At 73.7% G+C, this 13,436-nt stretch carries 10 protein-coding genes; 7 read left to right on the top strand and 3 right to left on the bottom strand.

Annotated features, from left to right (window positions below; all coding sequences use genetic code 11):
• The first annotated feature begins 273 nt into the window (after positions 1-273).
• The 4 genes from ACIPJI_RS14130 to ACIPJI_RS14145 all read left to right on the top strand — a co-directional run bounded on the left by ACIPJI_RS14130 (position 274) and on the right by ACIPJI_RS14145 (position 4,701).
• Positions 274-444 (top strand): DUF5302 family protein, encoded by a 171-nt coding sequence (locus ACIPJI_RS14130; RefSeq protein ID WP_402246384.1) that lies wholly within the window; start codon positions 274-276, stop codon positions 442-444.
• A 479-nt stretch (positions 445-923) separates the two neighbouring features.
• The gene (locus ACIPJI_RS14135) at positions 924-1,130 is read left to right on the top strand and encodes an acyl-CoA carboxylase subunit epsilon (RefSeq protein ID WP_307710977.1); all 207 of its coding nucleotides are present in this window, start codon (positions 924-926) and stop codon (positions 1,128-1,130) included.
• A 142-nt stretch (positions 1,131-1,272) separates the two neighbouring features.
• The gene (locus tag ACIPJI_RS14140) at positions 1,273-2,856 is read left to right on the top strand and encodes an acyl-CoA carboxylase subunit beta (RefSeq protein ID WP_402246386.1); all 1,584 of its coding nucleotides are present in this window, start codon (positions 1,273-1,275) and stop codon (positions 2,854-2,856) included.
• 306 nt (positions 2,857-3,162) lie between these two features.
• Complete coding sequence (locus tag ACIPJI_RS14145; RefSeq protein WP_402246388.1) at positions 3,163-4,701, top strand: MFS transporter; 1,539 nt, start codon at positions 3,163-3,165, stop codon at positions 4,699-4,701.
• A 665-nt stretch (positions 4,702-5,366) separates the two neighbouring features.
• Here the strand turns inward: ACIPJI_RS14145 and ACIPJI_RS14150 are convergent.
• The 3 genes from ACIPJI_RS14150 to ACIPJI_RS14160 are packed head-to-tail and all read right to left on the bottom strand — an operon-like array spanning position 5,367 to position 8,612.
• A complete protein-coding gene (locus ACIPJI_RS14150) occupies positions 5,367-5,552 on the bottom strand; it encodes a 4-oxalocrotonate tautomerase family protein (RefSeq protein ID WP_307710980.1) in 186 nt (61 codons plus the stop codon).
• Positions 5,553-5,595: 43 nt separating this feature from the next.
• A complete protein-coding gene (locus ACIPJI_RS14155) occupies positions 5,596-6,864 on the bottom strand; it encodes a DegT/DnrJ/EryC1/StrS aminotransferase family protein (protein ID WP_307710981.1) in 1,269 nt (422 codons plus the stop codon).
• The gene (locus tag ACIPJI_RS14160; protein ID WP_307710982.1) at positions 6,861-8,612 is read right to left on the bottom strand and encodes a (2,3-dihydroxybenzoyl)adenylate synthase; all 1,752 of its coding nucleotides are present in this window, start codon (positions 8,610-8,612) and stop codon (positions 6,861-6,863) included. The genes ACIPJI_RS14155 and ACIPJI_RS14160 overlap by 4 nt, the downstream gene beginning before the upstream one ends.
• Before the next feature lie 238 nt (positions 8,613-8,850).
• Here ACIPJI_RS14160 and ACIPJI_RS14165 point away from each other — a divergent pair, with 238 nt between their 5' ends.
• From ACIPJI_RS14165 to pabB, 3 genes are all read left to right on the top strand, one after another.
• Complete coding sequence (locus ACIPJI_RS14165) at positions 8,851-9,906, top strand: ornithine cyclodeaminase family protein (RefSeq protein ID WP_307710983.1); 1,056 nt, start codon at positions 8,851-8,853, stop codon at positions 9,904-9,906.
• 113 nt (positions 9,907-10,019) lie between these two features.
• On the top strand, positions 10,020-11,219 hold the full coding sequence (locus tag ACIPJI_RS14170) for a cytochrome P450 (RefSeq protein WP_402246391.1): 1,200 nt from the start codon (positions 10,020-10,022) through the stop codon (positions 11,217-11,219).
• Positions 11,220-11,240: 21 nt separating this feature from the next.
• Positions 11,241-13,391 (top strand): aminodeoxychorismate synthase component I, encoded by a 2,151-nt coding sequence (pabB, locus tag ACIPJI_RS14175; RefSeq protein ID WP_402246393.1) that lies wholly within the window; start codon positions 11,241-11,243, stop codon positions 13,389-13,391.
• Positions 13,392-13,436: the final 45 nt, after the last annotated feature.

The following is a 13,436-nucleotide window of genomic DNA, read 5'->3' on the forward strand; positions in this document are numbered from 1 at the left end:
GCTGCGTTTCCCGCGCCGGGGGGCGGGCGCGGCCGTGCCGCCGCCGAAGAAACTGCCCCGGCGCGGAGGGGGAGAAGGGGACGAGGACGGGCCGGCTGGGGTGGGGTGCAGGTGGTTCCCGGCGGCGTCACGAGTCGACGTCGACCCGTTCTCGAGCGGGGCGCGGTGGGCTGGGCGCACCGGCCGCCCGGCCGGGCGGGGACATTTCCCTCTCCTCGCCCGCCCCCCGGAGCGGGCCGCTCGCGCCGCCGTCGACCAGCCCAGGAGGCATCCATGACCGATACACCCGAGCGCAACGAGGCCGCCCAGGAGGCCAAGCGCCGGTTCCGGCAGGCGCTGGAGCGCAAGGAACACAACGCGCTGGCCAAGGCGGCCCAGGAAGAGAGCCGCGTCAAGGCCCGCCACGCCGGCCGCCGCACCTTCCACCGACGCAAGACCGGCTGACCCCACCCCGCCCCACCGCGCCGGGGCAGCCGCCCGGGCCCGCGTCCGGGCGGCGCGGCCGGCGCAGTGGGGCCGCCGCCCCGACCGGCCCACACCGGCCGGCGCAGTGGGGCCGCCGCCCCGACCGGCCCACACCGGCCGGAACCTGAGCCGTACCCACCGGCCGATCCGGGCCGGACCCGGCCGGAAAACGGACCGGGCCGCCCCACCGGCCGGACCCGACCGAACCACCCGGTCCATTCGGACCGGACCCGGCCGGGAACCGGGCCCGACCGCACCCACCGGCCGGGCCCCGGCCACCCATGGGCCCTGCCAGGCGCCCATCCAGGCCCCACCCGGGTCCCACCGGGGCTCCGGCAGGGCCCTACCCGGGCCCTGCCCCGCCCGTACCCCGCGCGTCCCCCGGCCGAGACCCGGCCGGGGGACGCGCGGGGCCCGGGCCCCGCCGCAGCCGCACCGCCGAAGGAATTGGGGACGACATGACACCGGCCGACGACCACAGCGCAGCCCTCCTGCGCGTCGAGCGCGGAGTGGCCAGCACCGAAGAACTCGCCGCCGTCACCGCGACGCTGTTCTCCCTGCTCGCCACCCGCCGCCCCCCACGGGAACCGGACACGACACACACCCGCGCGTACTGGCGCCGGCAGCCCGCCGGCGCCTTCCGCGCCCCGCACAGCTGGCGATGACCACCCGCCCGCACACAGGTTCACGGGCGAGGACCGGCCATCCCCACCCCCACACACCAAAAACCGCGCAAGCGGTTTGTTATTGTGTGGGGGTGGCCCGCCGGCCGCCCCGGTCGAAGAGAAGGGACGAGGAGTCGTGGTGATGCTGAAGGACATCCCCGCCGACGCGGGGCCGACCGACGCCCGGGGCCGGGTGGCCGAGCTGCACGAGATCCGTGAGCAGGCTGTGCGGGGGCCGAGTGAGAGGGCGACCGAGGCGCAGCATGCGAAGGGCAAGTTGACGGCTCGTGAGCGGATCGCTCTGCTGCTGGACGAGGGCTCGTTCCGTGAGGTGGAGCAGTTGCGCCGGCATCGGGCGACGGGTTTCGGTCTGGAGGCGAAGAAGCCGTTCACCGATGGTGTGATCACCGGTTGGGGCACGGTCGAGGGCCGGACGGTGTTCGTCTACGCGCATGATTTCCGGATCTTCGGTGGTGCGCTGGGTGAGGCGCATGCCACGAAGATCCACAAGATCATGGACATGGCGATCGCGGCGGGTGCGCCGCTGGTGTCGTTGAACGACGGTGCCGGGGCCCGGATCCAGGAGGGTGTCAGCGCGCTCGCCGGTTACGGCGGGATCTTTCAGCGCAACACGCGTGCGTCGGGGGTGATTCCGCAGATCTCGGTGATGCTGGGTCCGTGTGCGGGCGGTGCGGCCTACAGTCCCGCCCTGACGGACTTCGTGTTCATGGTCCGTGAGACGTCGCAGATGTTCATCACCGGTCCGGACGTGGTGAAGGCGGTCACGGGTGAGGAGATCACCCAGAACGGTCTGGGCGGTGCGGATGTGCACGCGCAGACCTCGGGTGTGGCGCATTTCGCCTACGACGACGAGGAGACGTGCATCGCGGAGGTCCGGTACCTGCTGTCGATGCTGCCGTCGAACAACCGGGAGAACCCGCCCACCGCCGCCGCCGGCGACCCGGCCGACCGTCGCTCGGACGTGTTGCTGGATCTGGTGCCGGCGGACGGTAACCGCCCCTACGACATGCATCAGGTGATCGAGGAGCTCGTCGACGACGGTGACTTCCTCGAGGTCCACGAGCGCTGGGCCCGTAACATCATCTGCGCGTTGGCCCGGCTGGACGGGCAGGTGGTCGGTATCGTCGCGAACCAGCCGCAGTCGCTGGCCGGGGTGCTGGACATCGAGGCGTCCGAGAAGGCGGCCCGCTTCGTGCAGATGTGCGACGCGTTCAACATCCCGATCGTCACGCTGCTGGACGTGCCCGGGTTCCTGCCGGGGGTGGACCAGGAGCACGGCGGCATCATCCGCCACGGCGCGAAGCTGCTGTACGCGTACTGCAACGCGACCGTGCCGCGGATCTCGCTGATCCTGCGCAAGGCGTACGGCGGTGCGTACATCGTGATGGATTCGCAGTCCATCGGCGCGGACCTCACCTACGCCTGGCCGACCAACGAGATCGCGGTGATGGGCGCGGAGGGCGCGGCGAATGTGATCTTCCGTCGGCAGATCGCCGATGCCGAGGACCCCGAGGCGATGCGGGCGCGCATGGTCAAGGAGTACAAGGCCGAGCTGATGCACCCGTATTACGCGGCCGAACGCGGCCTGGTCGACGACGTCATCGACCCGGCGGAGACCCGCGAGGTCCTCATCCGGTCCCTCGCGATGCTCCGCACCAAGCACGCCGACCTGCCCTCCCGCAAGCACGGCAACCCGCCGCAGTGACCGGCAACCCCCCGGCCCCGACCGGCAGTCGGCCGGCCCGGGCCGGCAACCCCGGGGCGGTGGCCAGCGATCACCACGCGGTGGCCGGCGATCACCACGCGGTGGCCGGTGCTCGGCCGGCCCTGGCCGGCAAGCCTCCCGCAAAGACGGGGACCCCCTGCCCCACGGCCCTGGCGGGCCTGCCGGGCCATGGGGGTGGTGCCGGGGCCGGCGGCCCCGGCACCGCACGAAGAGAACAACCGCTCCGGGCCCGTGCGGACTTCACGGTCCCACGACCAGCGGGCCCCTACCCCCTGGAGACATCCCTTGCACAGCACCCGGCCCGCGCCCGCGGCCGACCGTGACCCCAGGCGCTGGGTCATCCTCGGCGTGATCTGCCTGGCCCAGCTCGTCGTCCTGCTCGACAACACCGTCCTCAACGTCGCCATCCCGGTCCTGACCACCGACCTGGGCGCAAGCACCGCCGACATCCAATGGATGATCAACGCCTATGCGCTGGTGCAGTCCGGGCTGCTGCTCACCGCGGGCAGTCTCGCCGACCGCTACGGCCGCAAGCGGCTGCTGATGCTCGGACTGGTGCTGTTCGGCGCCGGGTCGGCGTGGGCGGCCTTCGCCCAGGACTCCGCCCAGCTCATCGCCGCCCGGGCCGGCATGGGAGTGGGCGGCGCGCTGCTGGCGACCACCACCCTCGCCGTCATCATGCAGGTCTTCGACGACGACGAACGCCCCCGGGCGATCGGCCTGTGGGGAGCGGCCAGTTCGCTGGGCTTCGCGGCCGGCCCGCTGCTCGGCGGCGCCCTGCTCGACCACTTCTGGTGGGGCTCGATCTTCCTGATCAACCTGCCCGTGGCGCTGCTGGGCCTGCTGGCCGTCGCCCGCCTGGTGCCCGAGACGAAGAACCCGCAGGGCCGCCGCCCCGACCTGATCGGCGCCGTGCTGTCCACCCTGGGCATGGTCGGCGTCGTCTACGCGATCATCTCCGGCCCCGAACACGGCTGGACGGCCCCGCAGGTCCTCCTGCCGGCCGCCGTCGGCGCGGCCGCGCTCACCGCGTTCGTCCGCTGGGAACTGCACACCCCCCACCCCATGCTCGACATGGGCTTCTTCACCGACCGGCGCTTCAACGGCGCCGTCGCCGGCGGGCTGCTCGTCGCCTTCGGCATGGCCGGCTCCCTGTTCCTGCTCACCCAGCACCTCCAGCTCGTCCTCGGCTACGACGCCCTGCAGGCCGGTCTGCGCACCGCGCCGCTGGCCCTGACGATCGTCGCTCTCAACCTCGCCGGCGTCGGCGCGAAACTCCTGGCCGCGCTCGGGACCGCCCGCAGCATCGCCCTGGGCATGACGCTGCTGGCCGCCGGCCTGAGCGCGGTCGCCGTCGGCGGGTCGGGCCCCGACGCCGGCTACGGCGGCATGCTCGCCGGCCTGCTCCTGATGGGCGCGGGCATCGCGCTGGCGATGCCCGCGATGGCCACCGCCGTCATGTCCTCCATCCCGCCCGCCAAGGCCGGCGCCGGAGCGGGCGTGCAGGGCACCCTGACCGAGTTCGGCGGCGGACTGGGCGTGGCGATCCTCGGCGCCGTCCTCGGCTCCCGCTTCGCCTCCCAGCTGCCCGCCGCCATCACCGGCACCGGCTCCCTCGACGAGGCCCTGCGCGACGCCACCACACCCCAGCAGGCCCAGCAGGTCCACGACGCGTTCGCCGACGCGGTGAACACCAGCCAGCTCATCGGCGCCGCCGCCGTCTTCACCGGCGGCCTGCTCGCCGCACTGCTGCTCCACCGCGCCGACCGCAAGGCCGCACCCCACCCCCACACACCCGCCCCCGAACCCACCACCACCGCCTGACCACCCCGCCCGCCGCAGGGCGCTGCACCCACCGACGGCCCCGCCCCTCAGGTCACCCCACAGGACCGCCAGGGCGGGGCCGTCGCTGCCGTGCAGCCGCCCACCCGGCCGACAACCCCCGCACGCAGACCGCCCCTAACGCCAGCCGGTACAGAAACCGCCGACGGGACAGAGAGCGGCGCCGGGCGCGGAAGACGCCGGCACGCCGGCCGTCACGCAAAGGCCCGGCCGGCGGCCGCGGAAGGCGCGGGCCGGTGCGGAGAACGGTGCCCGGGCAGGGGCAAGCAGCGGCCCGTCCGGGAAGGCCGACGGGAGCCGGGGAGCCGGGGAGCGGGGAGCGGCGCCGGCCGTTACGCAAAGGCCCGGCCGGCGGCCACGGAAGGCGCGGGCCGGTGCGGAGAACGGTGCCCGGGCAGGGGCAAGCAGCGGCCCCGTACGGAAAAGGCCGACGGGAGCGGGGGAGCGGGGGAGCGGCGCCGGCCGTCACGCAAAGGCCCGGCCGGCACGGAAAGCGCGGGCCGGTGCGGAGAACGGCGCCCGGGCAGGGGCAAGCAGCGGCCCCGTACGGAAAGGCCGACGGGAGCGGGAGCGGGCCGGCCGTCACGCAAAGGCCGGCGGCCGCGGAAGGCGCGGGCCGGTGGGCAAACGCGGCCGCCCGTCCCCGCTCACTCGCCCGGGACGCCGCCCAGGCCCCAGCGGCGTGGCGGGACCGGGGTCAGAGCGATCCAGGTCTGTTCGCGGATGTCCTCGCCGAACACATCGACCGTGGCCTGCGTCAGACGCTCGATCAGGGCACGCTCCGACTCCTCGTCGAGCCGCCGGTCGTAGATCTTCACTTCGATGAACGGCATACGCCCGCCTCTTCTCTCGTCAACAAAAAACCGTGAGGCGCTCTCACAGGTGCCCGGCCGCCACCCGGGCCGCCGTGCCGTGGGCCTCGTGCAGGGCGCGGGTGACCGCCTCGACCATGTGGTCGACCTGCGCGTCACTGAGGCCGGGATGGCACGGCAGGTTCATGTGCTCCTCGAACCAGATGCGTTCGGCCGTCGGGCACTCACCCGGCCCGTGGCCGCGCAGCCGCCACTCGGGCGACAGGTGGAGCGGGAAGTACCGCAGCTGGACCTCGACACCCAGCCGGTCCAGGGCGCGCACGAACCGCTCGCGCACCTGCCGTCCGCCGGTGAGGAAGAACGTGTACAGGTGGTAGGCGTGCAGGCTGTCGGACGCCGCCCGGTGCAGCCGGGTGCCGGCGACCGCGGCGATCGCCTCGTCCAGGCGCTGCGCGATCTGCCGGCGCCGGGCCACGAACCGCTCCAGCGACGCCAGTTGGACCACGCCCACCGCCGCGGCCGCCTCCGACATGGTCGCGTTCGTGCCCGCCCCGCGGACCCCGACGGCCCGGTGACGGTACACACTGTCCGCGAACTTCATCCACGGCAGCAGCGCCGGGGCATCCGCCCGGGCGGTGTCCGGCAGCGCCGCGTACACGCCGTCGGCCTCGTTGTCGCGGATCCGTCCCACCCGCTGCGCCCACTCGTCACGCGACAGGGTGATCATGCCGCCCTCGCCGAGGGTGGTGATGTTCTTCGTGGAGTGGAAACTGAAGCAGCCGATGTCCGCCAGCGCCCCCGGCCGCCGCCCCCGGTACACGGCGCCCAGCGCGTGCGCGCTGTCCTCGACGACGATGATGCCGCGCCGGCGGGCCAGGGCCATGATGCGGTCCATGTCGGCCGGGTTGCCGCCGTAGTGGACGAGCATGATCGCCCGGGTGCGGTCGGTGATCAGTGTCTCCAGGACCGCCGGGTCGAGGTTGAGGGTGTCCGGGTCGATGTCGCAGAACCGCACCCGCACGTCGTGGTCGAGCAGCGGCTGCACGGTCGCCTGGAACGTCTGCGGGGTGGCGATCACCTCGTCGCCCGGCGCCAGGTCCAGCATCCGCACCGCCAGCTCCAGCGCGACGGTGCCGCTGGTGACGCTGAGGGCGTGCCGGGCGCCGGTCAGGCGGGCGAACTGTTCCTCGAACCTCTCCCGCCACACGCCCGAGGTCAGCGACCGGCCGGAGCGCACCAGTTCGCCCAGCGCCGCCAGGTCCGCCTCGCCCACCACCGAACCGCGCCGCGCGAACGGCACCCGGTAGCCGCCCTGGGGCCCCGGCCCGCTCACGCCGCCTCCCCCTGCCCGCCGGACAGGCCGCTGCCGGCCGCACCACCGCCGGACACGCCGCTGCCGGACATCCCGTCACCGGCCGTGGTGCTGTCGCCGGCCGTGCCGCGGGCGGGGGCGGTCTTGGCGGCGATGTCGGCGGCCAGGGCCTTCTTGTCGACCTTGTTGAGGCCGGTCAGCGGGAACGCGTCGACGACCTCCACCCGGTCGGGAAGCTTGTAGTCGGCCAGTCCCCTCGCGCGCAGCAGCCGGCGCAGCGCCGCGGTCGGCGGCGCGGTGCGGCCGGGCGCGGGCACGATGTAGGCGCAGACCTTCTCGCCCCACACCGCGTCGGGCATGGCGACGACCGCGGCCTGCTGGACGTCGGGGTGGGCGCTCAGGTGGCCCTCGACCTCGGTCGCCGACACCTTGTCGCCGCCGCGGATGACGACGTCCTTGATCCTGCCCTCCACCACCAGCTGCCCGTCCGGTGTGAGCCGCACCAGGTCACCGCTGCGGTAGAACCCGTCCTCGGTGAAGGCGCGGGCGTTGTGTTCGGGGGCACGGTAGTAGCCGCGCAGTGTGTAGGGGCCGCGGGTGAGCAGTTCACCCGTCTCGCCGCGGGGCACGGGCCGGCCGTCCTGGTCGGCGACGCGTATCTCGTCGGCGGGGGACACCGGCCGGCCCTGGGTGCGCAGCACCACCTCCGCCGGGTCGTCGTCGCGGGTGAAGGTCAGCAGCCCCTCGGCCATGCCGAACACCTGCTGCAGCCGCACGCCCAGTTCGGGGCCGATCCGGGCGGCGAGCTCCTCGTGGAGTTTGGCGCTGCCGACCTGCAGCAGGTCCAGGCTGCTCAGGTCACGGCCGTGGTCCTCGGCGGCGGCCGCCAGCCACAGGTGCACGATCGTGGGGATGACGGAGGTGACGGTGACGCGTTCGCGTTCGATCAGCGCGAAGCACTCCTCGGGCTGCGGGGACAGCGCGAACACCACCCGCCCGCCGGCGTGCAGGGTGCCCAGGATGCCCGGGCAGCCGAAGGGGAAGTTGAACTCGGCCGGCAGCACCGCCAGATAGACGCTGTCCTCGTCCAGGCCGCAGATCTCGGCCGTGATCCGGCACTGGTAGGCGTAGTCGTCGTGGGTCCGCGGGATCAGCTTCGGCAGCGCGGTCGTGCCCCCGGACAGCAGGAAGAACGCCACCTGCGAGGCGTCCACCTCGGGCAGCGGTACCGCATCGCCGTCCACGTCGGCCAGCGCGGTGAACCCCTCGGGCAGCACCGCGGGCGCCTGGCCGGCCACGAACACCTGCGCCAGGCGCGGGTGCCGGGCGCGGGCCAGGGCGGCCGCTGCGACATGGTCGTAGCCGGTGCCCGTGCCCGGCACGATGTGGGCGACGGCGCCGGACAGGTCGAGCAGGTGCCCGATCTCGCTCGCACGGTGCGCGGGCAGCGCGAAGACCGGCAGCGCGCCCAGACGGAACAGCGCGAAGCAGACCGCGACGAACTCCGGCGTGTTGGGCAGCTGCACCAGCACCCGCTCACCGGCGCCGATCCCGCGCGCCGCGAACCCCGCCGCCAGCCGGTCGCACCACCGGTCAAGGGCACGGTAGGTGACACGCGAGCGGCCGTCCGCGCCGACCAGCGCCTCCCGCTCGCCGTACTGCTCGGCCCAGCGGCCCAGCAGCCCACCCAGCGGCTCGCCCCGCCAGTAGCCGGCCGCCCGGTACTTCGCGGCCACATCCTCGGGCCAGGGAACGCATCCGTCCAGCATCGTTGGTCCTTTCCGGCTTCGTCCTCGCGTCGCGCCCAGTGTCCGCAGCGGCGTTGACACGCCGCTGATGCGCCGCTCCCGCGCACCGCCGCTCCGTCAGGAGCCGATCAGGGCGGCGTCAGCCGGGCCGGACAGGATGCCGCCCACGGGGCCCGGCACCCGGGCCGCCCGAACAGCGGGCCGGCGACCGGCGGACCGGAACCACGCACGAGCGAGAAACAATCAAGGGGAGCACCCGATGGAGACCTGGGTCCTGGGCCGGCGCGACGTCGCCGAGGTGGTGGCCGCCGTCGGCCGCGACGAACTGATGCGCCGCATCATCGACCGCCTCGCCGGCGGACTGGCCGAGATCGGCCGCGGCGAACGGCAGCTGTCCCCGCTGCGCGGCGGGCTGGAACGCAGCGAACCGGTGCCCGGCATCTGGGAATGGATGCCGCACCGCGAACCCGGCGACCACATCACCCTCAAGACCGTCGGCTACAGCCCCGCCAACCCCGCCCGCTTCGGCCTGCCGACCATCCTGGGCACCGTCGCCCGCTACGACGACACCACCGGCGCGCTGACCGCCCTGATGGACGGCGTGCTGCTCACCGCCCTGCGCACCGGCGCCGCCTCCGCCGTCGCCTCCCGCCTGCTGGCCCGCCCCGACAGCCGCACCCTGGGCCTGATCGGCACCGGCGCCCAGGCCGTCACCCAGCTGCACGCCCTGTCCCTGGTCCTGCCCCTGCAGCGGGCCCTGGTGTGGGACACCGACGCGGCGCACCGGGAAAGCTTCGCCCGCCGTGCCGCGTTCACCGGCGTCAGCATCGAGATCGCCGAGCCCGGCCGGATCGCCGCCGAGGCCGACGTCATCACCACCGCCACCTCGGTGGCCGTCGGCCAGGGCCCGGTCCTGCCCGACACGCAGGTCCGCGAGCACCTGCACATCAACGCCGTCGGCGCGGACCTCGTCGGCAAGACGGAGCTGCCGCTCGGCCTGCTCGAGCGGGCGTTCGTCACCGCCGACCACCCCGAGCAGGCGCTGCGCGAGGGCGAGTGCCAGCGCCTTGCGGCAGACCGGCTGGGCCCGCAGCTGGCCCAGCTGTGCGCCGACCCGACGGCCGCCGCCGGCCGGCAGGACACGTTGAGCGTCTTCGACTCGACCGGCTTCGCCTTCGAGGACGCCCTGGCGATGGAAGTGTTCCTCGAGGCCGCCGCCGAACAGGACCTGGGCATCCGGGTGGGCATCGAACACCACCCCGGCGACGCCCTGGACCCCTATGCCCTCCAGCCCCTGGCCGCCCCGGCCCGCTGACCCCCCCTCCCTCTTTTTGTGCAGACCCCCGCCCGGCCGGCCCGGCCCTTCCTCCGCCGGCCCCCATGCCCGGCCGGGCCGGGGCACCGACGACGCCCTCGCGAGGAGAGACGATGCCCCCCACCCCCCGGCCCACCACCACCGACGACGGCGGCCGTGAACTGCTCGCCTGGCTGCGCGACATGCGCCTGCACCATCCCGTCCACGAGGACGAGTACGGCGCCTTCCACGTCTTCAGGCACGCGGACGTCCTCACCGTCGCCTCCGACCCCGGCCTCTACTCCTCCCAGCTCAGCCGGCTGCGGCCCGGCTCGCAGGCACTGAGTGAACAGATCCTGTCGGTCATCGACCCGCCGATGCACCGCACCCTGCGCCGCCTGGTCAGCCAGGCCTTCACTCCCCGCACCGTCGCCGACCTCGAACCGCGCGTCACCGAACTGGCCGCACAACTGCTGGACGCCGTCGACGGCGACACGTTCGACCTCATCACCGACTTCGCCTACCCGCTGCCCGTGATCGTGATCGCCGAACTGCTCGGCGTGCCGCCCTCCGACCGCACCCTGTTCAGCTCCTGGTCCGAGCGGATGCTGCAGATGCAGGTCGCCGACCCGGCCGACATGCAGTTCGGCGACGACGCGGGCGAGGACTACGAACGCCTCGTCAAACAACCCATGCGGGACATGCACGCCTACCTCCAGGGCCACGTCAGTGACCGCCGCGCCCGCCCCGGCAGCGACCTGATCTCCGCACTCGTCGCCGCCCGCGTGGAGGGCGAACGACTCACCGACCGGCAGATCGTCGAGTTCGGCGCGCTGCTGCTGATGGCCGGCCACGTCTCCACCTCCATGCTGCTGGGCAACACCGTGCTGTGCCTGAAGGACCACCCCGACACCGAGGCCGCCGCCCGCGCCGACCGGTCCCTGATCCCCGCCGTGATCGAAGAAGTGCTGCGGCTGCGGCCGCCGATCACCGTCATGGCCCGCGTCACCACAAAGGACACCACCCTCGCCGGCGTGAAGATCCCCGCCGGCCGCATGGTCGTGCCCTCCCTGCTGTCCGCCAACCACGACGAACAGGTCTTCACCGACCCCCAGCGCCTCGACCTCGCCCGCGAAGGCCGCCAGATCGCCTTCGGTCACGGCATCCACTACTGCCTGGGCGCCCCGCTCGCCCGCCTGGAGGGCCGCATCGCCCTGGAAGCCCTCTTCGACCGCTTCCCCGACTTCACGCCCACCGACGGCGCAACCCTGCGCTACCACCGCGACGGACTGTTCGGCGTCAAGAACCTGCCGCTGACCGTACGGCGCGGCTGACACAGATAAGGGGGCCACCTGGTGCGCACCGTGCGAACCCTGCTGATCGACAACTACGACTCGTTCACCTACAACCTCTTCCAGATGCTGGCCGAGGTGAACGGCGCCGCTCCGCTCGTCGTCCGCAACGACGACACCCGCACCTGGCAGGCCCTGGCGCCGGGCGACTTCGACAACGTCGTCGTCTCACCCGGCCCCGGCCACCCCGCCACCGACACCGACCTCGGCCTCAGCCGCCGGGTGCTCACCGAATGGGACCTGCCGCTGCTGGGGGTGTGCCTGGGCCACCAGGCCCTGTGCCTGCTCGCCGGCGCCGCCGTCGTCCACGCACCCGAACCGGTGCACGGCAGGACCAGCGACATCCGCCACGACGGGCAGGGCCTGTTCGCGAACATCCCCTCCCCGCTGACCGTGGTCCGCTACCACTCGCTGACCGTCCGCAACCTGCCCGCCGACCTGCGCGCCACCGCCCACACCCCGGACGGGCAGCTGATGGCCGTCGCCCACCGCCACCGGCCCCGCTTCGGCGTGCAGTTCCACCCCGAGTCGATCAGCAGCGAACACGGCCACCGGATGCTCGCCAACTTCCGCGACGTGTCCCTGCGCGCCGCCGGCCACCGCCCCCCGCACACCGAACGCATCCCCCCGACCCCCCCACCCGCGCCCGCACCCAGGACACAGACGGGACCGGGGGCGGGGGAGTACCGGCTGCATGTGCGCGAGGTCGCCCACGTGCCCGACGCGGACGCCGCGTTCACCGCCCTGTTCGCCGACGCCCCGGCCCGGTTCTGGCTCGACAGCAGCCGCGTCGAGCCGGGCCTGTCCCGCTTCACCTTCCTCGGCGCCCCCGCCGGCCCGCTCGGCGAACAGATCACCTACGACGTCGCCGAGCAGGCCGTACGCGTCAAGGACAGTTCCGGAGGCGAGACCCGCCGGCCCGGCACCCTCTTCGACCACCTGGAACACCAACTGGCCGCCCGCGCCCTGCCCGCCGCCGGCCTGCCCTTCGAGTTCAACCTCGGCTACGTCGGCTACCTCGGCTACGAGACCAAGGCCGACAGCGGCGGCGAGGACGCCCACCGCGGCGAACTGCCCGACGGCGCGTTCATGTTCGCCGACCGGATGCTCGCCCTGGACCACGAACAGGGCCGCGCCTGGCTCCTGGCGCTCAGCAGCACCCGCCGCCCCGCGACCGCGCCGGCCGCCGAACGCTGGCTCACCGAAGGCGCCCGCACGCTCGCCGCCACCGCCCCGAGCCCGCCCTTCACCCTGCTGCCCGAACACCAACTGCCCACCCTGGACGTCCACTACCGCCACAGCCTGCCCCGCTACCGGGAACTGGTCGAGGAATGCCGCCGCCTCATCACCGACGGCGAAACCTACGAGGTGTGCCTGACGAACATGCTCCGGGTGCCCGGCCGGATCGACCCGCTCACCGCCTACCGCGCCCTGCGCACCGCAAGCCCCGCCCCCTACGCCGCCTACCTGCAGTTCCCCGGCGCCAGTGTGCTCAGCTCCTCACCCGAACGGTTCCTGCGCATCGGCGCCGACGGCTGGGCGGAGTCCAAACCCATCAAGGGCACCCGCCCCCGCGGCGCCGGCCCCGCCCAGGACGCCGCCGTCAAGGCCGCCCTGGCCGCGGCCGAGAAGGACCGCAGCGAGAACCTGATGATCGTCGACCTGGTCCGCAACGACCTCGGCCAGGTCTGCGACATCGGCACCGTCCACGTACCGGGCCTGTTCGAGGTGGAGACCTACGCCACCGTCCACCAGCTCGTCAGCACGGTCCGCGGCCGGCTGGCACCGGACGTCTCCCGCCCCCACGCGGTGCGGGCCGCCTTCCCCGGCGGATCGATGACCGGCGCACCCAAGGTACGCACCATGCAGTTCATCGACCGGCTCGAGAGGGGCCCGCGCGGCGTGTACTCGGGCGCGCTGGGCTACTTCGCCCTCAGCGGCGCGGCCGACTTCAGCATCGTCATCCGCACCATCGTCGCCACCGAGGAGGCCGCCACCATCGGCGTCGGCGGCGCCGTCGTCGCCCTGTCCGACCCCGACGACGAGGTCCGCGAAATGCTCCTCAAGGCGCAGACCACCCTCGCCGCCCTGCGCCAGGCACACGCCGTCACCGCCGCCCCCGACCGCGAACTGCTGGCCGGCAGCCTGCGGTGACCCACCCGCCGCCGTGCCCCGCCCCCGGCCCGCCGCCCCGCACAG

It is taken from the genome of Streptomyces sp. NPDC086835, assembly GCF_044745705.1.
Taxonomy (GTDB): Bacteria; Actinomycetota; Actinomycetes; order Streptomycetales; family Streptomycetaceae; genus Streptomyces.